Consider the following 21,408-nt stretch of genomic DNA (forward strand, 5'->3'; position numbering starts at 1 on the left):
CTCCTCGGGCAGAGGGGCCTGGGCGGACCCGCTCCCGGCTGATCGGTAGGATGGGCGTCGGACCGTCCGGTCCACCATCGTGATCTTCCGGAGGAATCTCTTGCGAGCTCGGGTACTCGTGTCCGTCGCCGTTGCGGCAACCATCGCGCTCGGCGCCACCGGCTGCGAGTTCATGTCGCCCGCGCACACCAAGGAGATCAAGCAGATCACCGACGGCGTGAACGTCTCGACCGGCAAGCTCGACATCCGCAACGCCCTCTTCATCTCCGACCGCGGCGAGGACGCCCGCTTCGTCGGCACGGTGGTCAACACGGACGAGTCGAAGGACATCACGCTCTCGATCGAGCTCGGCGGCGACACCCAGACGGTCGTCATCCCCGCGGGCAGCCGTCGCGACCTCGGCTCGAACACCCCGACGGCCGACCCGACCGAGGGCTCGAGCACGCAGCAGGGCAGCACGGCCCAGGGCTCGAAGGCCGCGGGCTCGCAGGAGGTCGTCTTCGACGGCGCCGACGCGCGTCCGGGCTCGCTCGTGAAGACGTACTTCTCGTACTCCGGCGCCGAGGGCGTCTCCGCGAGCGTCCCGGTCCTCACCAGCTCGCTCGAGGAGTACCGCACCCTGGCCCCGTCGCCCACCCCGACGAGCACCCGCACCCCGGCTTCCGGCATCGAGGGCGCGGCCGGTACGGGCACCGAGCCCACCGGCGCCGCGACCGCCCCGGGCACGCAGTCCGGCTCGCAGACCGACTCGTCCGAGGGCGACAGCGGCAGCAACTGACACCGCGGGCGGCGCGCGCCACGTCGCGCCCCGCGCCCACGCACGCACCGGAGGCCCGGTGCCGGTCCCACGGACCGGCACCGGGCCTCCAGTGCGTGGCCACCCGACCACCCGACCGACGTGCGCCGACCGGGTCACCCGGGCACCCGACGGGCTCAGCCCTCGATGCGGTAGCCGAGACCGCGCACGGTCACCAGGATCTCGGGCGTGCTCGGCACACGCTCGATCTTCGAGCGGATCCGCTTGATGTGCACGTCGAGCGTCTTGGTGTCGCCGAAGTAGTCGGAGCCCCAGACCCGGTCGATGAGCTGCCCACGGGTGAGCACCCGACCGGCGTTGCGGAGGAGCAGTTCGAGGAGCTCGAACTCCTTGAGCGGCATCGGCGTCTCGGAGCCGTCCACCGACACCGTGTGCCGCTCGACGTCCATCCGGATGCCCCCGACCTGCAGGATGCCGCTGTCGCCCGGGTCGTCCTCGGTGCGACGGCGCAGCACCGCACGGAGGCGCGCCAGCAGCTCGCGCGTCGAGTACGGCTTCGTGACGTAGTCGTCGGCGCCGAGCTCGAGCCCGACGACGATGTCCACCTCGGAGTCCTTCGCGGTCAGCATGATGATCGGCACGTTCGAGCGCGTCCGGATCTGCCGGCACACCTCGGTGCCGCTCAGGCCCGGCAGCATGAGGTCGAGCAGCACGAGGTCCGGGCTCTCGGCGTCGAACTTCGACAGCGCGGTGATGCCGTCGGCCGCGACGGCCGTCTCGTACCCCTCCCGCTGCAGCAGGAACTCCAGGGGCTCGCTCAGGGCCGGCTCGTCGTCGACGATGAGGATCTTGGTCACGATGGCTGCTCTTCCAGTTGCTCTTCGAGTGCGGTGGTGAGTTCGGGATCCGCCTCGGGCAGGCGGATCGTGAAGGTCGAGCCCTTGCCGGGCTGCGACCACACGCGCACGTCGCCGCCGTGGTTGCCGACGACGTGCTTGACGATGGCGAGACCGAGGCCGGTGCCCCCGGTCGCGCGCGACCGCGCCGGGTCGACGCGGTAGAACCGCTCGAACACGCGGTCGAGGTCGGCCTCGGGGATGCCGACGCCCTGGTCGGTGACGGCGATCTCGACGAACCCCTTCGCCGAGCGGACGCCGACGCCGACGCGGGTGTGGTCCGGCGAGTACTTCACCGCGTTGGCGATGAGGTTCGACACGGCCACCTGCAGGAGCACGGGGTCGCCCATCACGCGGAGCTTCGAGCGCTTCGCCCGGACGATCTCGATGTCGCGGGCGCGGGCGACGACCTCGTTCGCGTCGACGGCGGCCTGCACGATCTTGTCGATGCCGGTCTCCTCGCTGTTCTCGAGCGTGTCGACGGACTGCAGGCGGGAGAGCTCGATGATGTCCTTCGTCAGGGCACCCAGGCGCTCCGACTCGGTGATGAGCTGCGAGGCGAACTTCTTCACGTGCTCGGGGTCGTCGGCCGCGACCACGAGGGTCTCGGCGAGCAGACCGATGGCACCGATCGGGGTCTTCAGCTCGTGCGAGATGTTCGCCACGAAGTCCCGTCGGACCTCGTCGATGCGCCGGCTCTCGGTCAGGTCGTCCGCGGTGACGAGCACGTACCGGTTGCCGAGCTGGGCCGCGCGGAAGCTGAGGTAGCCGATCTGGTCGCTGCCCCGTCCGCGGGAGAGCTCGAGGTCCTCCGACGCCATCTCCCCGCTCCGGCGCACCCGGTCGACCAGGTCGGCGAGCTCGCGGTGCACGAGCTTGCGGCGCACGACGAGTCCGACCGTCAGTGCCTGCGGCGACGCGGCCACGACCGTGTTCGAGGGGTCGACGACCACGGCCGGGTTGTGCATCGTGGCGATGACCGCGGCGACGCCGTCGGGCAGGGTGCGTTCCGCCACGTCGGCTGCCCGGGCCGTGCGCTCGGCGGTGATGACCAGCACCACCACACCCGCGCCGAAGACCCCGCCGAGGAGCATCGACAGTGGCACGAGCCACGCGTTGTCCATGCCGTCAGTGTAGGGATCGTCACGCCCCGTTCCGACGCCGTCCACCCCGCACACGTGTGGTTCCGGGGCCGGGAAGCGAAGCGTTCAGCCGCACGTCACCGTTCGTTCACCTGACCTGACGACACTCGACCGGTACGCATCAGAGAGGCACATCCCCCATGCGCGAAGTCTTCCAGCAGGAACTCCAGGACGTCCAAGAGCGTCTGACCGAGATCGCCGGGCTCGTCGAGTCCGCCATCACCCGAGCGACCCAGGCGTTCAGCGAGTCCGACGTCGCGCTGGCCGAGGAGGTCATCGCCGACGACGCGAAGATCGACGCGGCGGCGAACAGCCTCGACGAGATCGCGATCGACATCCTGGCCCGCCAGGCACCGGTGGCCCGCGACCTCCGTGTCGTCGTCACCGCACTGCGCGTCAGTTCCTCGCTCGAGCGCATGGGCGACATGGCCGAGCACATCGCCCAGCTCGCCCGCCAGCGCTTCCCCGAGAAGGTCGTGCCGAAGGGCCTCCGCGGCACGTTCAAGCAGATGGGCGCGCACGACGTCGCGATGGCGCAGAAGCTCACCCGGCTGCTCGCGACCGAGGACATCGCCCTGTCCGCGGAGATCCGCGACGAGGACGACCAGGTCGACGAGCTGCACGCGAGCGTCTTCGACTTCGTGCTCGGCGAGACCTGGAAGGGCAACCCGATCGACACGGTCGACGCGACCCTGGCCTCGCGGTACCACGAGCGGTTCGCCGACCACGCGGTGTCGATCGCCAAGAAGGTCGAGTACCTGGCGACGGGCGACTGGACGGGTGCGGCGTCGGTGACGGTGTCCCCGGCCTGACGGGGGCCGTCGCGTTCTGCGACGGGGCGGGGTCCCGTCGCGTTCCGCGACCGGGCGGGGGTCCGTCGCGTTCCGCGACCGGGCGGGTCCCGTCGCGTTTTGCGATGGGGCGGCGGGGACGGGAGGATCGGGGCATGGCTCAGGTCGCGATCGTCGTCAACGGGATGCCCGGCTCCGGCAAGACCACGGTGGGGGCCGCCCTCGCCGAGGTGCTCGGGTGCCCCTTCCTGTCGAAGGACCGCATCAAGGAACCCCTCGCCGACCTCGTCGGTCCGATGATCGCTTCGCGTCCGCTCGGCGGCATCGCGATGGACACGATGTGGTCGATGGCGCGGGCCGTCGAGAACGGGGTCGTCCTCGACGCCGTCTGGCTCCCGTCACGTGACCGGGACCGCCTGGAGGCGGGGCTCACGTCCGCCGGGTCGCCCCGCGCCGTCGAGGTGTGGTGCGACGTCGACCGCGCGACCGCCGAGGAACGGCTGCGGGACCGCTACGACCCGGGCACCGTGCCGGTGCGCCACGAGGTGCACGGCGACCTCGCCGACCTGCTGGCCTTCTGGGACGAGCACGGCGACGCGGGCCCGGTCGCGCTGCCCGGCGTGCCCGTCGTCCGGGTGGACACGGCGCGGCCGTACGACGTCGGCGCCCTCGTGCAGGAGATCGCCTCGCACTTCGTCTGAGGCGCTCCGGCCCTTCCGCTCCGGTCTGCTCCGGCTGGCCGCTCCGGCTGGTCCGCTGCAACGCGCGGACTCGACGCCCTGCAGCCTGTCTGCAACGCGGAAGCGACAGTCCGACGCGGATGTTCCGCGGCGGACTGTCGCTTCGGCGTGGAGGGAACTGCTACTTCTTGGCGCCCTGCGCGGCGACCGCGGCGGCACCGGCGGCAGCAGCCTCGGGGTCGAGGTAGTACGAGGGCTTCGTCGGACGGAAGTCGTCGTCGAGCTCGTACACGAGCGGGATGCCCGTCGGGATGTTCAGGGCCGCGATGTCGTCGTCGGAGATGCCGTCGAGGTGCTTCACGAGCGCGCGCAGCGAGTTGCCGTGCGCCGTGACGAGGACCGTCTTGCCCGCGCCGAGGTCCTTCGTGATGTCGGACTCCCAGTAGGGCAGCAGCCGGTCGATCACGAGCTTGAGCGACTCGGTCCGGGGCAGCTGGTCGCCGAGGTCGGCGTAGCGGCGGTCGCCGGCCTGCGAGAACTCGGCGTCGTCGGCGATGGGGGGCGGCGGGACGTCGAACGAGCGACGCCACTCCATGAACTGCTGCTCGCCGTACTGCTCGAGCGTCTGCGCCTTGTCCTTGCCCTGGAGGTCGCCGTAGTGGCGCTCGTTGAGGCGCCAGTCGCGCTTGACCGGCAGCCATGCGAGGTCGGCCTCGAGCAGGGCGATGTCGGCGGTCTGGATCGCACGGGTGAGGAGCGACGTGTACAGGACGTCCGGCACGATGCCCGACCCGGCGATGAGCTCGCCGGCGCGCTTCGCCTCCTTCTCGCCCAGCTCGCTGAGCCGGACGTCGACCCAACCGGTGAACAGGTTCTTCTGGTTCCAGTCACTGTTGCCGTGACGGAGCAGGACGAGCGTGGAGGTCATGCGCCGAGTCTACCGAGCGAGGTCGGCCCCGTAGCCTGGTCCCATGCCCATCGGGAACGTCACGCGCGGGACCACGGGGGTCAACCGACTCCGCCGGGTCGACCGGTGGATCGCGTCGCTGCCGGCCCTCCGCCGCTCCGACGACCCGCTCGTGGCCGACGTCGGGTACGGCGCCCGGCCGACCACGACGCTCGAGCTGCGGGACCGGCTGGCCCGCGTCCGTCCCGACGTCGAGGTCACCGGGATCGAGATCGAACCGGCCCGGGTGGCCCTGGCGAACGCCGGCACCCGCGACGGTGTCACCTTCCGGCTCGGGGGCTTCGAGACACCGACCCCGGGGAAGAACCGCCGTCCCGCCGTGATCCGGGCGTTCAACGTGCTGCGGCAGTACGACGAGTCCGCCGTGGTCGACTCGTGGCGGATCATGCAGGACCGCCTGCAGCCGGGCGGGGCGCTCGTCGAGGGCACCTGCAACGAGGTCGGCCGGGTGGCGTCCTGGGTGACGCTCGACGAGCACGCGCCGCACACCTTCACGGTGTCGCTCCGGCTCGCCGGACTCGACGTCCCCTCGGTCGTGGCCGAACGGCTGCCCAAGGCACTCATCCACCGGAACGTGCCCGGGGAGCGGGTGCACGCGTTCCTCCGGGACCTCGACCTGGCCTGGGCGGTGGCGGCACCGCTCGGCACGTACGGCCCGCGGCAGCGGTGGATCGCGACGGTGCACGGGATGCGCGACCGCGGCTGGCCGGTGCTGCACGGGGTGTCCCGCTGGCGGCTCGGGGAGCTCAGCGTCCCGTGGTCGGCGGTCGCTCCGGCCTGACCCGGCGGACCCGGTTCACCGGCGGACCCGGTTCACCGGCGGGCCCGGTTCACCGGCGGGCCGGGTCCACCGGCCGGCCGGGTTCACGAGCGGCGGACGGCTCCGAGCCGGGGCAGCCGCGGGACGTCGGCGGTGGCGCCCGCGTCGGTCGGCACGATGGTCTCCTGCGCCGCGGTCACGACCACGTCGTCCACGACGAGTCGCAGCGTCGCGGTCGGGTCGAGCGAGCGCTTGACGACCGCGAGTCCGACCGGTCCGAGCTCGTGGTGCAGGGCGGCGGCGCTGAGGCGACCGACCTCCTTGTCACCGTCGAGCACGGGCGTCCCGGGGACCGGCAGCACCCCGTCCGACCCGTCGAGGTGCAGCATCACGAGGCGCCGCGGCGGACGACCGAGGTTGTGCACCTTCGCGACGGTCTCCTGGCCCCGGTAGCAGCCCTTCGACAGGTGCACGGCCGAGCGGAGCCAGTCGAGCTCGTGCGGGATCGTCCGCTCGTCGACGTCGGACAGGGCGGGACGCCAGGCCGCGATCCGCAGGGCCTCGAGCGCGAGGAGCCCCGCGACGGGCACGTCGGACGCGGCCACCTCGGCAGCGGCGTCCGGGGTGACCACGGCGACACGGAGGGTCCAGTCGGAGGCGGGGTGGGCCTCCAGGGCGGCGTAGCCCCACCCGCCGGGCGTGACGGACGACCACGGGTCGGCCCACTCGACGACCGCGTCGGCGGGGACCGCCGTGCCGAAGCCGCCGAGGGTGACGAAGTCGCCCGAGCGGTCCGCGACCTCGACGCGGAGCATGAAGCGCATCGACGTCAGCCACGCGGCGAGCGGTGCGGCGTCGTCCGCCTCGGTGAGGAGCCAGGTGGTCGCACCGTCGTCGACGACCCGCGCGGCGTGCTCGACGCGGCCGGAGGCGTCGAGCACGAGCGTCTCGGTCGACGTGCCGGGTGTGAGCCCGGTCAGGAGCTGCGAGGTGATCGAGTTGAGCCAGGACAGGCGGTCCGGGCCGGTGACCGTGACGACGCCGAGGCCGAGTTCGACGACCGCACGACCGGCGGCCAGTGCGCGCTGCTCGCCCACGGGGTTGCCGAAGTGCGCTGCCGGGCCGGCGTCCGTGCCGACGAAGCCGAGGCGGTCGGCGAAGACGCCCATCAGTCGACCTTCGCGAGCTGCCCCGAGGCGTGCGAGGTGAGCTGCTGCCCGAGCGCGGCGATGTCCCAGGCCCAGAAGAGCTTGCCCTCGACGAGGCCGTACAGGCGCGTCGCGGCGGAGTAGTCCTTGGCGTTCGGCGAGCGCATCACGGCGTCGGTCGCGAGGTCGATGCGACCCTTCTTGACGCGGCCCACGTAGAGCTCGTTGACGCCGGTGGGGTGGATGATCGCGGCCTCGACGTCGAATCCGTCGGTCGTGTTCCGCAGCGCCTCGACGCTCTCGACCGTGGTGAACGGGGTCGGGCCGTCGCCGAGCAGCATCGCCGGGCCGCGGTCGCCCGGTTCGCTGGGTCGGTCGATGCGCCAGTAGCCCATCTCGGCGGCCAGCGGCGTGTGCTCGTCGTCGAGGAGCCAGCTGGTCGAGGAGTAGTTCAGGTAGGGCAGGCCGTCGTGGCTGAAGCTGATGCGCTGCCCGAACTCGTACTTGCGCGGTTCGTCCTCGTCACCGACGGGGTACTCGACCACGCCGGTGCCCTCCCAGACGCCGACGAGCCAGGACAGCGGGACGAGCTCGGGGGCGAGGCCCTCGGGGAGTTCGATCACCGCTGGCCCTTGAACAGCTTGACGACGACGACGACCGAGATGAACGCGATCGCGAGCGACGCCAGGCCCAGGAGGCCCACGTAGAAGAGCTCGAGCGCAAGCAGCGAATCCATGTGCCGAGTCTACGCGGGACGCCTGACGGCGCCAGGGCGGGGGGCGGCGCGGCGCGGGGGTGGGGGCGGCGCGGCGGTGGGGGCGGCGCGGTGGTGGGCGCGGCGCGGCGGTGGGCGCGGCGCGGCGGTGGGCGCGGCGCGGCGGTGGGCGCGGCGCGGCGGTGGGGGCGGCGCGGTGGGGCAGCGCGGTTCCGCGGGGGCGGCGCGGCGGTGGGGCTGTGCTCAGCGCAGCAGCAGGACGACCGCCGTCACGAGCACGACCACGAACGCCCCGGACGAGGCGATGCTGATCCGCTCGACCAACCCGTCCTTCGTCGCGGTGATGAGCTGCAGCACGAAGCTGACGAGCACGCAGAGCACGAACACCAGGAGCAACCAGGCGAAGGAGTCCTTCTGCGTGAGCGCCAGCACGAGCACGGCGCCGACGACCGCGAGCACCCACACCGGCAGCACCGACGTCAGCCGCAGGCGGCGCTGGTCGAGGGGCTGGTCCGTCTCGCTCACGCGCCCATCATGGCAGCACCGGCTCCGGAGCGGGCTGGTCCGGGCGGGCGGGGCCCGGCACATCACTAGGATGTGTCCACGACTCCCCCACGCTCTGGAGGTCCTGTGGCCCAGCTCCTGGTACTCACCTCGGCCGCGCCCGGCGACGTCCTGCCGAGCCTCGGCCTGCTGAGCCACCGGATCCGTCACGTCCCGGCCGAGGCCGCGCAGCTCGTGAACGCCCCGCAGAGCGACCTCATGTTCGTGGACGCCCGGACCGACCTCGTGAGCGCCAAGGCGCTGTGCAAGATCCTCGCCACGAGCGGCTCGACGACACCGATCGTGCTCGTGGTCACCGAGGGCGGGCTGACCGCGGTCAACAGCGAGTGGAACGTCGACGACGTCGTGCTCGAGACCGCCGGCCCCGCCGAGGTCGACGCGCGCATCCGCCTCACCACGGGCCGCGCGTCGAAGAACCCGTCCGGCTCGAAGATCCAGGCCTCGGGCGTCGTCATCGACGAGGCGAGCTACTCCGCCAAGGTGCGCGGACGGCCGCTCGACCTGACGTTCAAGGAGTTCGAGCTCCTGCGGTTCTTCGCGAGCCACCCCTCCCGGGTCTTCACGCGCGAACAGCTGCTCAGCGAGGTCTGGGGCTACGACTACTTCGGCGGCACCCGCACGGTCGACGTGCACGTCCGACGCCTGCGCGCCAAGCTCGGTGACCTCGAGTCGCTCATCGGCACCGTGCGCAACGTGGGCTACCGCTTCAACGTGTACGACGACGAGGCCGACCGGCTGGCGGCCCGCTAGTGCTCGCGGTCGTCGAGCTCCTCGCCGCCGCGTCGGCGGCGGCCGGCGAGGCACCCCCGTTCTCCGACCAGACCCTGGTCGACGTGCGCGCCGGCCGCGCGACGGTGCTCGGCGACGATCGCGGGGTCGCGGTGGTCCGTGACGGTGAGCTCGAACTCGTGGTCGCCCGGGAGGCCCGTGGCCGCGGCGTCGGGACGGCGCTCGTCACGCAGGCGCTCGCCCTGGGCGGCGGGGCCGCGGACGGCGCGGCACCGGACGACGCGGCCGCTGACGACGTGGCCGTCGGCAGCACCGCTGCACCAGGGTCCGGGTCCACGACCGGGTCCGCGTCCGCGTCCGGGGCTGCGACCGGGACCGGGACCGCTTCCGCGCCGCGGCTCGCGTGGGCGCACGGTGACCACCCCGCCGCGCGGGCCCTGGCGGCGCGTCACGGCTGGACCGCGGTGCGGACGCTGCTGCAGCTCCGGGCGCCGATCGCCGACGAACCGAGCGACCCCGGTCTGCCCGATGGTTGTTCCCTGTCGGCGTTCCGCCCCGGGGAGCCCGAGGACGAGGACGCCTGGCTGCAGCTGAACGCCGCCGCCTTCGCGCACCACCCCGAGCAGGGCCGGATGACCCTCGAGGACCTCCGTGCCCGCGAGGCCGAGCCGTGGTTCTCGGGGGACGACCTGCTGCTCCTCCGCGACGCCGACGGCGCACTGGTCGGGTCGTGCTGGCTCAAGGTCGAGGACGGCATCGGCGAGTTCTACGCCGTGGCCGTCCGCCCGGACCAGCAGGGACGCGGACTCGGCGGCGTGCTGATGCGCGCCGGTGCCGCACGACTGGTCGGGCGCGGGCTCGAGGCAGCGGCGCTGTACGTCGAGGGTGACAACGTCCCGGCACTCGCCCTGTACCAGCGGTCGGGTTTCACACAGCACGCGGTCGACGTCCAGTACGGGGCGCCCTCCGGCCGGTAACATGGCGCGGTCGGCGAGGGGTCGACCACAGGCATCCGGGGGTGGACCGTGGCTGAAGACGGCCAGGCGCAGCACGGTCAGGCGCAGTACGGCCGCGGCGAGCCGCTCGGCGCCTCGTACCGCCTGGTCGACCTGCTCGGCACCGGTGCCACCGGCGAGGTCTGGCGCGCCGAGCACACCGCGACCGGCGAGCACGTCGCCGCCAAGCTCCTCCGTGCCGAGCTCGCCGCCGACCCGGCGATCGTCGAACGATTCGTCCGGGAGCGCACCGTGCTGCTCGGACTGCAGCACCCCTCGATCGTGCGCGTCCGCGACCTCGTGGTCGAGGGCGACCGGCTCGCGATCGTCATGGACCTGGTCGGCGGGGGTTCGGCGCGCGACCTGCTCGCCGCGTCCGGCACCCTGCCCCCGCGCGACGCCCTGACCATCGCGGCGGAGACGCTCGACGCGCTGGCGGCAGCACACGCGCAGGACGTCACCCACCGTGACGTCAAGCCCGACAACGTCCTGCTCGCGGACGGGTGGGCTCCCGGAGCGACCGGACTCGTCCGGGTGTCGGACTTCGGCATCGCGTCGGTGGTCGCCGACCGGGAGCGCACCACCACCGGGCTGCTCGGGACGCCGCAGTACATGGCGCCCGAGTCGATCAGCCACGGCCGGTCCGGTCCCGCCGCCGACGTCTACGGCGCCGGGGTCATGCTCTACGAACTCCTCGCGGGCCGCACGCCGTTCGCCGGGCCCGGCACCGACTTCGCGGTCGCGTACCGGCACGTGACCAGCGACCCGCCCCGGCTCGAGGTCCCCGACGCGCTGTGGTCGACGCTGTCCGCGCTGCTCGCGAAGGACCCCGGTGCCCGTCCGGCCGCGACCGAGGCCGCCGCGACCCTGCGTCGCCTCGCACGAGCCCTGTCGGACGCCCCCGCGCTCGCCCCGGCCACCGACCCGGACTCCTTCGCCGAGGTCGAGCGACCCGCCACCGTCGTCCGGGGCGCCCGACCCGACCAGGACGCAGCGGCGGTCGCTCCCGTCGCCGCGGACCTCGGTCCGGCCCCCGACCTCGGCACCGCCGGCTCCGAGACCGTCATCCGGCCGCTCGCGCGTCCCCCGCTCCCCGCCGTCCGGGAGCCCGAGACTCCCGAACGTCGTCGGTGGCAGCGCCCGGACTGGTTGACGAACCGGATGGTCGGGCTCGGTGCCCTCGGCGTGGTGCTCGTCGCGGCCCTCGTCGTCGGTGGCGTCGTCTGGCTGCCCGGTGCCCTCGGCGGGCGCGACCGTCCCGGCGGCGCAGCGACCGCGCAGGCCGGCAGCGCGTACCAGCAGGACCGGCCGCTGCCCACCGGACTCGCCACGACCCGCAAGGCCACGATCGACCCCGAGCGCGGCACCGTCCAGGTCGCGATCACCTACGCCGCGCAGTCGGTCCCGTTGCGGGGCGACCTGCTCGAGGTGCTGCCCGGCGTCGACGACCGGGCCGACTGCCCCGCGGTGACCTGGAGCGGCGAGGGGGTCTCCGGCGCGCGGAACCAGCCCTCGCTGACGGGGGTCGACGCGCGTTGCTCGTGGACCGTGTCCGACGTGGTCGTGCCCGCCGACCAGGAGCTCACCGTCGAGGCGACCGTCGCGCTGCGCGGGGTCACCGACCAGGCGGCGCTGCAGCAGTGGCTCGACACCGCCGGGGCGGCCACCACCGAGGCGGTGACCGACCGCTCCGTCGCCGGCACGGCCTACCCGGTGCAACGTCTGCAGGGCATCGAGGTGCGGACCCCCGACCGCACCGTCAGCCAGACGACGCTGCCCGTGACGCTCGTGCCGGTGTGGCCGAGCGGCGCGGACGACCTCAACCCGCTGTACCGCAGTCCGGCGAGCGGGGCGCCGTCGCAGATGCTCACCGACGTGGCCGGTGGGGAGTCCGGCGTGCGGTTCTCCGACGGGTGCTCGGGCGCGCTCGCGGTGTCGTCGGACGGGCTCGTCGTCACCGCACTGTCGGTGGCGCCGTCGTGCACCGTGCGGGCGACCGTGGGGAACTTCCGCGACCTCGAGAGCTCGCCGTTCGGGATCACGACGCGCGACCAGGCGTAGGCGGCGGCGCGGGCGGGCTGCTCCAGCCGGGTCGCCCGCCTGTTCGGCCGGGCCCCGGACTGGTCGGAGGCGCGTGGCGGGGCCGCAGCGTGCCTCCCGACCGCGACGACCACCCGACCGGAGGCGCGTGGCCGGCCCGCAGCGCGCCTCCCGGCCGCGACGACCACCCGACCGGAGCCGCGTGGCGGAGCCGCAGCGCGCCTCCCGACCGCGACGACCACCCGACTGGAGCCGCGTGGCGGAGCCGCAGCGCGCCTTCGGACCGGACGCGCGGTTGCGCGCCGAGCCTGCCCACCGGTACGCACGCCCGACCGACCGGCCTCGCCCGACCGGCCTCACCCGACCGGCCTCGCCCGACCGGCCTCACCCGACCGGCCTCGCCCGTCCGGCCGAGGCCGTCGGACGGGGTTGCGCCGCGCCTCCCGGCACGACGGGAGTCCGTCGTCCCGGGAGGCGACGTGCCTCAGGAGGCCGGGGACGCCGCCTGCACGAGCCGCACCGAACCGCCCGACGTGGCGTACCCGCGCCCGGCGGTCAGTGCGACGGGCGCCCGGCGCGGCAGGGCGACGCCCAGGAGCTCGCCGTCGTAGTCGACGTCGGGCTGCAGCAGGAGACCGCAGCGCGCCTTGCGGACGGTCCGCGTCCAGTGGTTGTAGAGCGTCCGCAGGTCGACCGAACGCCCGGCCGCGACGACGCAGAGGCCCGGCCGCTCCGTCGTGAGCAGCGACGCGATCCCCTGGTCGCCGTCCTCGAAGCGTTCCGCGTCGTCGATGAGGAGCAGGACGGGGCCGCGCTCGATCCGGAGCCCGGCGAGCAGCGCGGGCACCTCGTCCGCGCCGACGGCCACGCGGTCGAGGGGTGCGTCGGCGAGGGGCGAACGTCGATCGCAGATCGCCCAGACGGCCGGACGGACACCCTCCGCCGAGCGGGCCAGGTCCGCCATGGCGAGGAGCACCGTCGACTTGCCGGAGCGGGCAGGTCCGGCGACCAGGACGTGCTCGCCGTCGTAGACCTCGAGGACGGCGGTGCCGAGGTCGTCCTCCGCGATGCCGACCGGGATGCGCCACGGTTCGGTCCCGAACTGCGCGCGGGTGGCGAGGTCGCGCACGCTCACGGCGTCGGGCAGGCGTCCGACCGCGCTCGGCTTGGCGGCGGCGTCCGGCCAGGCTGCGGCGACGTCGGCGACCGCCCGGTCGAGGGGCACGGCAGGCGTGGCAACGTGGCTCTGCAGCTTCGTGGCCGAGTCGATGAACCGGCCGGGCACGGGCGGCGGGACGTCCTTCGGGCGCACGCCGATCGACGCGTAGTCGTAGGGGTCGGCGAGGCGGAACATCCACTTCTGCGTCGTGACCTCGTCCATCGCCGAGGGGACCGCCTTCGCGCGCGTCGTCGAGACCGCGAACGAGATCCCGAGCGCCGGCCCCTCCGCGTAGACGCGGTACAGCGCGTCGAGGAGCTGCTGCCCCTCGAAGTCCTGGTACTCGTCACGCAGGGCGGCGAGCCCGTCGATCAGGACGAGCGCGCGTCGTCCGCCCGGCGATGCGCGGCGACGCTCGAGGTCGGCGCGCAGGTGTCGGAGGAAACGGGCCTGCAGCTCCCCCGCGCCCGGGCCGGAACCCACGTACGCGGTGGTGTGCGGGAGCCGGGCGAGCGGTGCGAGGTCGCCCGCGCCCATGTCGAGCACGAGCAGGTCGAGCTCGGCGGGGTCGGTGGTCCGGGCGGCCTGGAGGGCGATCGAGGTCAGCGCCGTGCTCGTCCCGCTGCCCGGGATCCCCATGAGCATGAGGTTGCCCTCCGACAGGTCCCAGCCGCCGGCGATCTGCCGCTGGTGGTCCGGGTCGTCGGCGAGGGCCACCGGCACGATGCCGCTCGCCGCGGGGAGTGCGTCGAGGTCGACACGCTCCCCGAGCGCCTCGGGCCAGATCGGCCGCGGCGGCGCGTACCCGGCGGCGTCGTTCGCCTGCCGGATCGCGTCGATGAGGACGTCGAGGTCGGTGTCGTCCGACGCGCTCGCAGCGGGCGCGGGAGCCGGGGCGGGGACGCCGAAGACGTCGGTGGCGCGGACCGTGACGTCCTGCTCCGCACGCTGGTCGCGGGCACGGCCGGTGACGAGCGCGGTCTGCACCGGCGTGATGTCGTCCTGGCCGAGCTTCACGAACGCGCGACCGGTCTGCTGCCGACCGATGCCCGCCGCGACCGGCACACCGATGACGTTGGTCGAGTCCTCGCGGCTCTGCACGCGCAGGGCGACCCGGAGGTTCGTGTTCGCCAGGATGTCCTCGCTGACGACGCCCGCCGGACGCTGCGTCGCGAGGACCATGTGCACGCCCAGGGTCCGGCCGACGGCGGCGATGGCGACGAGCGAGGTCAGGACGTCGGGGAACTCCTTGGCCAGCATCGCGAACTCGTCGACCACGAACAGCAGCCGGGGCATCGGCTCGGTCGGGCGGGTCGCCAGGTAGGCGTCGAGGTTGTCGATGTCCGCACCGGCGCTCGCGAAGACGCGCTGCCGCCGTTCGAGTTCGGCCTCCAGGGCACGGATCGCGCGGTCGGCGAGCTGCTCGTCGAGGTTGCTGATCGTGCCGATGGTGTGCGGGAGCCGCTCACAGGCGGCGAACGCGGCCCCGCCCTTGAAGTCGACGAGCAGGAAGTTCAGCCGGGTCGGGTCGTTGCGGGCCGCGAGCCCCGCGACGAGGGACCGCAGGAACTCGCTCTTGCCGGAACCGGTCGTGCCGCCGACGAGGCCGTGCGGACCGTCCCGGACCAGGTCGATCTCGAGGACGCCGGACTCCGACGAGCCGATGGGCGTCGACGTACCGGTCCGGGTGTCCCACGCGGCGCGGACCCCGGCGACGGTGGGGCCCTCGTCCATCCCGAGGAGCTCGGGCAGTCGGACCAGGGCGGGCAGGGATGCCCCGGGCACGGTGAGCTCGGGGTCGTCGAAGTGGGCGACGGCCCGGGCCGTCCGCTCGGCGGTGCGGGCGCTGAGGCCGGCCAGCACGACGTCCTCGACGCGGGTGCGGTCCTCCGGCCGGTAGACGGTGGCTGCGGCGTCCGCGGCGACCGTCACGATCGTGGTACAGGACGCCGGGAGCTGCTGTTCGTTCGTCGCGATGACGATCCCGCTGACCCGCTGGCGGCGCTCACCGGGGCGGAGCGAGGCGCCCGGGACCGTCCTGCCCTCGCCGAGGAGGTTGCGCGCGGGAGCGTCGCGCCCCTCGGTGAGGACCTCGGAGTCGATGACGACGAGCAGGTTCGGGGTCGGCAGCGCCTCGAGCTGTTCGCGCAGGCCCCGGAGCACAGCCGCGCTCTGGTCGCGCTGTGCCGACATCCACCGGGCGCCCGTACTGCTGCCCGCGACGCGCGTGTGCGGGAGCCAGGAGGCCCAGGACCAGTCCTCCTCGCGGCCCCGGTCGCAGAACACCCCGACCGTCAGGTCCGCCGGCCCGCAGTGCACGGCCGCCTGCGCCAGGAGGCTCCTGGCCAGGGCGAGCGCACCGTCGCGGTCCCCGACGATGCCGACGACGCCCGCGTCGGACAGGTCGGCCACGACCGGAGCCGCCGTCAGTCGGCTGTCGCCGATGGCGGCCTTGGCCTCGTCCTCGAGCTTGGCGGATGCGGCTCGCTGGTCCACCTCGGGACGCCAGGGAGCATCGCCCGTCCCGGCGTGGAGGCTGAGGAAGTCGTCGTCGGCCGAACGGCGCTGCCAGAGAGCCGTGGTCGGGAGGAGCGCACGGCGCACCACGGTCGCCGGATCGGGCACGAGTTCCTGCCGCCGGGCCGCCTCCACCGCGGCCGTGGCGGTGATCTCGCCGCGGAACGACTCGACCGCCTCGGCGAAGCGGGTCTCCTCCTCCTTGAGGTTCTTCGCGCGTCGGTGCTTCTGCTCGAACCACATCCCGATCGCCGTCACGGGGCTGAGCAGGGCGAACAAGGCGAACCGGGCGTCACCGAGGAGCAGGACCATCGCGCCGGCGAGCACGAGGGGTGCCGCGACGGTGATCCAGCTGAACTTGGAGGCCGGTGCGACGTCGCGTCGCGTCGGCGGGGTCACGGTCTCCACATCGGTGATGCGACCGGGCCGGGGCGGCCGGTTGAACGGGGCGGTGGCCGCCGGGGTGAGGTTCGGCAGCGAACCCGCTGCCGGCACCGTGGTCTCCGTGAGATCGGGACGCACCAGCAGCACGGCACCGCCCACGATGACGCTCGTCGCTCCGGTCAGCAGGACGCCGTCCTCGTCGATCCGCTCGCCCGCGATGACCGTGCCGTTCGTCGAGCCGGCGTCACGGACCCGGACACCGTCGTCCTCGAGTTCGACGGTGCAGTGCTCCCACGAAGCGCTCTCGGTCGGCAGCACCACGTCGGCCTGGGGGGAACGTCCGACCACGAGGCGACGGTTGTTCGGCACCGGCAGGACCAGCCCGGCGTCGAGTCCGCCCGCGAGCGTGACCGTCCAGCCGTCGAGGGGGCGCGGCCGCTCCTCGACGGTCCGGGCGATCCGAGATCCCTCGAGGAGCACGAGGTCCCCCAGCGGGGTGTCCGGACTCGTCCGGTGTCCGTCGACCGCCAGTGCGTCGTCACCGGTGAGGGTGTGCCCGACGACCGCCGTGACGAGCTGTCCGATCGTGGCCGTCGGCGCCCACCCGTCGACCTCGACGGTCTCGCGTCGGTCGTCGAGCTCGATCAGCACGCGCACGGGGTGGTCCTCTCTCGGGTCCTGTCGTGGTCCTGCAGGGCGACGGTCAGCGGCGGGACGTGTCGGCGAACCAGACGAGCGGTGCCGTCGCCGCGTCGTCCGACGTCGACGCGGGACGCAGGCCGAGGTCCTGCGACGACGCCGCGAGGACCGTCGCCGGGGTGCGCAACGCCTCGCGGGAACCGAAGTCGAGCGCCGGACCGGCCAGACCGTCGCGCGCCTGCAGGTCGAGCCGGGCGAGCGCATCGGTCACGGCTGCGGGCTCGACCGCACGCGCCGAGCCGACGGCTGCGACGAGGGCGACCACGGCGTCGTGGCTCCGGGCGTCCGCGGCTGCAGCGACCGCCGAGAAGGGACGGTCGCCCGTGAGGCTCTTCGCGTCGGCGTCGTCCGCGAGCACCCGGAGGCCGCCGAGGTACGCCGACATCGCACGACCCTCGGCGTCGGTGGCCAGGGCTCGGGCATCGTCGGTCTCGACACCGACCGAGCGGAAGTCGCCGCTCAAGCTGCCGCCGGCCTGCGTCAGCGCGGCGGTGAACGCCGGGCTGGTCGCGTCGGAGGTGAGGACCACGGGCACGGTCACCTTCGCAGCCTGGAGCGCGGCCACGAGAGCACCCTGCCGCGCGCCCGGTCCGCTGAGCACGACGGCATCGGAGTCGGCAGCCCCTGCCTGGGCACCCGCGGCGCCGTCGAGCGTGCCGTTGGTCGTGTCGACGCCCGTGCGCTGGGCGATGCTCGCGGCCAGGGCCGCCGTGTCGGGGTCTCGGACGGCGTCGACGAGGTGCGCGACCCGCAGGCCGGCAGGGGCGACACCGCCGAGGTCCACGAGCAGCGGCGACTGCGCACGGCCCAGGGCCCGCTGGAGCGCGGACGCGACCGAGTCGGTCGACGGCGCCGTCGACCAGGCGTCGTCTGCGGCGGCGGCGTAGGGCGCGACCACCGGGACGCCCGCGATCGAGGCGGCGGCGAGGGCCCCGCTCACGTGCTGGCCGGACGTGGCGACGACGATCCCGGCGACGCCCTGCTGGACGAGGGTCTCGACTGCCTTCCGGGCGCCGTCGACCGACCCGCCGTCGTTCTGCGTGACGAGCTGGACGTCGGTGCCGCCGAGTGCGAGCCGGCGCTCCGCGACGAGGGCGCCCTGCGCGGCATCGGCCCACTCGGAGCCCTCACCGTCACCGAGGGTGACCACGACACCGATCTTCGTACCGTCGGGGACGTGTCCGACGGTGATCGGCACGGGGGCCGTCGCGGACACGGCCTCGGCCGGCGCATCGGCGTTCACCCGGACGACCACGATCGCCGCGACCACCGCAGCGGCAGCGAGGACGGCCGTCGAGGCGATGACGACGGTGCGTCGACGCTTCCTGTCGGAGTCGGGTGCCGTGTCCGGTCCGGTGTCGGTGTCGGTGTCACGGTCGGCGGCGCTGTCGCTGCTGATGGTGGCTCGGTCGACGGCGTCACTGCCGGCAGCGGTGGGCTCCGGCGCGGGGGCGTCGGCACGGTCGGTGTGGCGGCTCATCGTGCTCCCCCGATGCGGAAGGCGTACAGGGTCGTCGAGGTCGCACCCTTCGGGACGTCGTACCGGAACGCGGGCAGCTCGTCGGCGGCGTCGAGCGACGCACGGAACTGCTGCTGCTGGAGCAGGATGCCGCCCACGTCCTCGGCGCGGACGTTGGCGTACCCGGCCGCGTTCTGCGAGGCGAGCGCCAGCTGGTAGTCGGCGGAGTCGGACTTCGCGGCGCTGGTCGCCATCGCGCCCAGGATCCCGGAGCCGTTCACCTTCCGGTCGCCCAGGTCGAGCATGACCCGGTTGAGGTCGCCGGAGAGGAGCGTGTTCGCTCCCTCGACGTCACGGACCGAGGCGCTCGTGCTCGCGTCGATGCGCTGCAGGCTCGCCGCGGTCTGGCTGCTCACCGATGCGGCGAGTTCGCTGCCCTGCTGCTGGAGCGTGCCCTTCTGCTGGTCGATCGTGCCCTTGGAGTCGCTCGTGACCTCCTGCGCGGTGGTGCGGAGTCCGGCGATCGACTGGTCGAAGGCCTGGATGACCGACTCGCGGCTGGCGCCGGCGGTGTCGCTGACCTTCCGCACCTGGTCGTCGATGAGCGCCTGCACCTGCTTGCTCGAGTCGTCGGACGCCTGCTGGAACGCCGCGCGGACGGCGTCCTGGAGCTTCGACTGCTGGTCGGCGACCTTGACGAGCTGCCCGTTGACCACCGCCCCGCTGGCCGCGGCCTGCCCGACACGGTCCTGCAGGTCGCGGACCGACCCACTGACCGACCCGTCGTCGGCCGCGATCGCCGATCGGACCTGCTGCACGCCCCCACGGAGCGCACCGACGGACGCGGCCAGGGTGTTCGTGGCCGCACCGACACCGGTCGTCGACTGCCGGTCGGTCTCGGCGATGAGTGCGTCCCAGGCGGACGCCTGCTGCGCGAGCCGCTCGTCCATGGGCGTGTCGAAGCCGAGGCCGGGTCGCAGCGTGGTGCCGTCTGCAGCACCCGGGCACGGCGTGGCGGTGAGGTACCCGCGAAGCGCGTCCGCGTCGACCTGGTCGATACGGCCGAGCGTCACCAGGCCACAGACCTGGTCGGCGAGAGCCCGGTTCTGCGACTGCAGTGAGGTGTTGAAGAACGGTCCGTCCGGAGCGTCGCCGAGCACGCCACGCGCGCTCCGAGCACGTTGGTTGATGCTCGCAAGACCCTCCTGGACGGGGCGGACCGACTGCTCGGTCGTCGTGATCAGGGCGTCCAACTCCGTCAGTGCCTCGTCGACGCTGCCGTCGTCGCTTCCGACGTTCTCGAGCCGGCTCGCGATCTCGGCGAGCTGGTCGTTCAGCGCCTTCGACTGCGCGATCGCCGTCTTCGACAGGTTCGGGTCGAGCCCGGCCGCGAGCTCCTGCCCCTTCGAGACCAGGCCGATGAGCGAGGTGTTGACCGCAGCCGACGACGCCCAGAGCGCACAGGTCAACGAGCCACGGGCCTCCTCGCTGGCGCACGCCGTCGCGTCCGGCGACGCCGGACCGACCGACGCGGCGAGCTGCGCGCTCACCTGCTGCTTGCACTGCTCACTCGCATCGGCGTAGCCGTCGAGCTGCGAGGAGATGCGGAGCAGGTTCGCGTAGACGCTGCCGCGCGCCCCGTCGGACTTCGGCATGCTCTTGCAGACGTCGCCCTCGAGGACCGGCGTCGGGGCGGTGGCCGACGTGTCCCCGAGCAGCGCGTCGAGGCTGCTCGTCGTCTGCTGCAGCTGCTGCAGCACCGTGGACTGCGTCGCCTGGACGGTCGAGCCGAGATCGCCGTTCAACGACGTGAGCTGACCGGAGAGCGACTGCATTGTGCTCGCGAGTGACGAGCTGCTGTCCTTGAGACGCTCCGCGGTGCGCACGCCGAGGGTCTGCGAGGTCGTCTCGAGGTTCGACCGGACCTCGGTGATCGTGCCACCGGCGCGCGCGAGGACCTCGTTCACCTGGGCGATGAGGTCGATGGTGCGGCGCTGGAGGGCGAGTTCGGAGTCGGTCTGCGACCCGAACGCACCGTTCATCACGCCCGTCGTCGAGAGATCCGTCGTGAGGCCGGGCTGCGCTGCGACGTCGAACGCCGGCGTCGACAGGTCCTCGACGTCGGCGACGAGGTGCAGCGTGCTGCTCGCCCCCGAGGTCGGCGGTGCGAGCAGACGGCCCCACTGCACGACCGCGTCGCCGTCGCCGTTCGTGCTCACGACACCGTCCGTCGCGGCGCCGCCGTCGACCGCCTGGGTGACGACCCGGTCGGGCCGCACGCCGGGGAGCACCGTCGAGGCCGCGATGCTGAACGGCGCGCCGACCAGGGCCGGCGTCGTCCGCGCGGAACCGGCCACGTCGTAGGAGATGTTCTTCGGCCGGACGGTCAGGTTCTCGATCGTCAGGTCGATCTCGACGCGACCCGAGTACCCGTCGAGGTCGCTGAGGTCGGTACCCGACCGCTTGTCGGTCGTGTACTGCGTCGTGATGCGGAGCGGGAGGTCTGCCGCGGCGTCGGCGGCCTCGTGCTGCGTGGTCTTCGAGGACGAACGGTCGCCGGCCACCGAGATGGTCGTGTCCGACACCGCGCTGACGGCACCGTTCGTCGTGAGCACGGTGTCGACGGTCTGCAGGACCCGTGACGGGTCCGCGACCTGGTCCTGATCTGCGGTGCAGCCCACGAGCACCAGCGCGAGCGCGCCGGTGATGGCCACGCCACCGATCAGTCGGTCACCTGTTCGTGCTCCGGTCCCCCCGGCGCGCCTGAGCATCACGATCGTCCCCCTCAAGAATCGACTGCTCCTCCGATGGTAGCGACGGAGCACCTCGCCGACCGGCTTCTCCACAGGGATCCTGGCCCCCGTTCGGGCCACGGCGCACCTGCTCCCACGGCCGGGTCCCGGCTTGACCAGCGTCGGTGAACTGTTATTCTGCACATGTGTTCTGGGGGGATCGCCGAACGGACCGACGGTCGGCGGAGCACGGACGTCGGGCTGGTCGGCAACA

General features: G+C 73.3%; 16 protein-coding genes. 7 read left to right on the forward strand and 9 right to left on the reverse strand.

Going from position 1 to position 21,408, the window contains the following annotated elements; genetic code table 11:
• Nucleotides 1-118: 118 nt before the first annotated feature.
• Nucleotides 119-778, forward strand: coding sequence for a hypothetical protein (locus QOL15_RS14880; protein WP_065962454.1), 660 nt, complete (start codon nt 119-121; stop codon nt 776-778).
• Between the two features lie 155 nt (nt 779-933).
• Here QOL15_RS14880 and QOL15_RS14885 read toward each other — a convergent pair whose 3' ends face one another.
• Together QOL15_RS14885 and QOL15_RS14890 are read right to left on the reverse strand one after the other, a co-directional pair.
• Nucleotides 934-1,614 (reverse strand): response regulator transcription factor, encoded by a 681-nt coding sequence (locus tag QOL15_RS14885; protein ID WP_065962456.1) that lies wholly within the window; start codon nt 1,612-1,614, stop codon nt 934-936.
• Nucleotides 1,611-2,777 carry a cell wall metabolism sensor histidine kinase WalK gene (locus tag QOL15_RS14890; RefSeq protein WP_071249268.1) on the reverse strand — a complete coding sequence of 389 codons (1,167 nt, stop codon included), beginning with the start codon at nt 2,775-2,777 and terminating at the stop codon, nt 1,611-1,613. The genes QOL15_RS14885 and QOL15_RS14890 overlap by 4 nt, the downstream gene beginning before the upstream one ends.
• Nucleotides 2,778-2,935: 158 nt before the next feature.
• Between QOL15_RS14890 and phoU the strand changes: the two genes are divergently transcribed.
• Both phoU and QOL15_RS14900 read left to right on the forward strand, forming a co-directional pair.
• Nucleotides 2,936-3,607, forward strand: a complete 672-nt coding sequence (phoU, locus tag QOL15_RS14895) for a phosphate signaling complex protein PhoU (protein ID WP_065962458.1) — start codon at nt 2,936-2,938, stop codon at nt 3,605-3,607.
• A 134-nt stretch (nt 3,608-3,741) separates the two neighbouring features.
• Complete coding sequence (locus tag QOL15_RS14900) at nt 3,742-4,287, forward strand: ATP-binding protein (protein WP_175473116.1); 546 nt, start codon at nt 3,742-3,744, stop codon at nt 4,285-4,287.
• A 160-nt stretch (nt 4,288-4,447) separates the two neighbouring features.
• Here the strand turns inward: QOL15_RS14900 and QOL15_RS14905 are convergent, their stop codons facing one another.
• On the reverse strand, nt 4,448-5,194 hold the full coding sequence (locus QOL15_RS14905) for a phosphoglyceromutase (protein WP_065965110.1): 747 nt from the start codon (nt 5,192-5,194) through the stop codon (nt 4,448-4,450).
• 43 nt (nt 5,195-5,237) lie between these two features.
• Here QOL15_RS14905 and QOL15_RS14910 point away from each other — a divergent pair, with 43 nt between their 5' ends.
• Nucleotides 5,238-6,014, forward strand: coding sequence for an SAM-dependent methyltransferase (locus tag QOL15_RS14910; protein ID WP_071249271.1), 777 nt, complete (start codon nt 5,238-5,240; stop codon nt 6,012-6,014).
• Between the two features lie 83 nt (nt 6,015-6,097).
• Here the strand turns inward: QOL15_RS14910 and QOL15_RS14915 are convergent, their stop codons facing one another.
• The 3 genes from QOL15_RS14915 to QOL15_RS14925 form a co-directional block, all read right to left on the reverse strand.
• Entirely contained in the window at nt 6,098-7,162 is a 1,065-nt protein-coding gene (locus QOL15_RS14915; RefSeq protein ID WP_071249274.1) for a folate-binding protein YgfZ, read from the reverse strand.
• Complete coding sequence (locus tag QOL15_RS14920; RefSeq protein WP_065965104.1) at nt 7,162-7,764, reverse strand: FABP family protein; 603 nt, start codon at nt 7,762-7,764, stop codon at nt 7,162-7,164. Before QOL15_RS14920 ends, QOL15_RS14915 begins: the two co-directional genes overlap by 1 nt.
• 335 nt (nt 7,765-8,099) lie before the next feature.
• Nucleotides 8,100-8,381, reverse strand: coding sequence for a hypothetical protein (locus tag QOL15_RS14925; RefSeq protein WP_083393883.1), 282 nt, complete (start codon nt 8,379-8,381; stop codon nt 8,100-8,102).
• A 105-nt stretch (nt 8,382-8,486) separates the two neighbouring features.
• On the opposite strand from QOL15_RS14925, the gene QOL15_RS14930 reads away from it, so the two are divergent.
• Genes QOL15_RS14930 through QOL15_RS14940 form a run of 3 tightly spaced genes read left to right on the forward strand, consistent with a single transcriptional unit; the run spans nt 8,487 to nt 12,205 of the window.
• Complete coding sequence (locus QOL15_RS14930; protein ID WP_065963267.1) at nt 8,487-9,170, forward strand: response regulator transcription factor; 684 nt, start codon at nt 8,487-8,489, stop codon at nt 9,168-9,170.
• Nucleotides 9,170-10,126 carry a mycothiol synthase gene (mshD, locus tag QOL15_RS14935; RefSeq protein ID WP_071246203.1) on the forward strand — a complete coding sequence of 319 codons (957 nt, stop codon included), beginning with the start codon at nt 9,170-9,172 and terminating at the stop codon, nt 10,124-10,126. Before QOL15_RS14930 ends, mshD begins: the two co-directional genes overlap by 1 nt.
• A 48-nt stretch (nt 10,127-10,174) precedes the next feature.
• Nucleotides 10,175-12,205 carry a serine/threonine-protein kinase gene (locus QOL15_RS14940; RefSeq protein ID WP_071246201.1) on the forward strand — a complete coding sequence of 677 codons (2,031 nt, stop codon included), beginning with the start codon at nt 10,175-10,177 and terminating at the stop codon, nt 12,203-12,205.
• A gap of 463 nt (nt 12,206-12,668) precedes the next feature.
• On the opposite strand, the gene QOL15_RS14945 is transcribed toward QOL15_RS14940, so the two are convergent.
• The 3 genes from QOL15_RS14945 to QOL15_RS14955 are packed head-to-tail and all read right to left on the reverse strand — an operon-like array spanning nt 12,669 to nt 21,116.
• Nucleotides 12,669-16,901, reverse strand: a complete 4,233-nt coding sequence (locus tag QOL15_RS14945) for an FtsK/SpoIIIE domain-containing protein (protein ID WP_071246199.1) — start codon at nt 16,899-16,901, stop codon at nt 12,669-12,671.
• Between the two features lie 46 nt (nt 16,902-16,947).
• Nucleotides 16,948-18,423, reverse strand: a complete 1,476-nt coding sequence (locus tag QOL15_RS14950; RefSeq protein ID WP_071246197.1) for a hypothetical protein — start codon at nt 18,421-18,423, stop codon at nt 16,948-16,950.
• Complete coding sequence (locus tag QOL15_RS14955; protein ID WP_071246195.1) at nt 18,420-21,116, reverse strand: hypothetical protein; 2,697 nt, start codon at nt 21,114-21,116, stop codon at nt 18,420-18,422. Before QOL15_RS14955 ends, QOL15_RS14950 begins: the two co-directional genes overlap by 4 nt.
• Nucleotides 21,117-21,408: the final 292 nt, after the last annotated feature.

Source organism: Curtobacterium sp. MCBA15_012 (genome assembly GCF_001864935.2).
In the GTDB taxonomy this organism is placed as follows: domain Bacteria; phylum Actinomycetota; class Actinomycetes; order Actinomycetales; family Microbacteriaceae; genus Curtobacterium.

What these genes read in the sequence shown, in the direction of transcription:
- QOL15_RS14900 (WP_175473116.1), top strand. Translation starts at nt 3,742, where the DNA reads ATGGCTCAGGTCGCGATCGTCGTCAACGGGATGCCCGGCTCCGGCAAG.
- QOL15_RS14915 (WP_071249274.1), bottom strand. Translation starts at nt 7,162, where the DNA reads ATGGGCGTCTTCGCCGACCGCCTCGGCTTCGTCGGCACGGACGCCGGC.
- QOL15_RS14890 (WP_071249268.1), bottom strand. Translation starts at nt 2,777, where the DNA reads ATGGACAACGCGTGGCTCGTGCCACTGTCGATGCTCCTCGGCGGGGTC.
- QOL15_RS14905 (WP_065965110.1), bottom strand. Translation starts at nt 5,194, where the DNA reads ATGACCTCCACGCTCGTCCTGCTCCGTCACGGCAACAGTGACTGGAAC.
- QOL15_RS14950 (WP_071246197.1), bottom strand. Translation starts at nt 18,423, where the DNA reads ATGAGCCGCCACACCGACCGTGCCGACGCCCCCGCGCCGGAGCCCACC.
- QOL15_RS14910 (WP_071249271.1), top strand. Translation starts at nt 5,238, where the DNA reads ATGCCCATCGGGAACGTCACGCGCGGGACCACGGGGGTCAACCGACTC.
- phoU (WP_065962458.1), top strand. Translation starts at nt 2,936, where the DNA reads ATGCGCGAAGTCTTCCAGCAGGAACTCCAGGACGTCCAAGAGCGTCTG.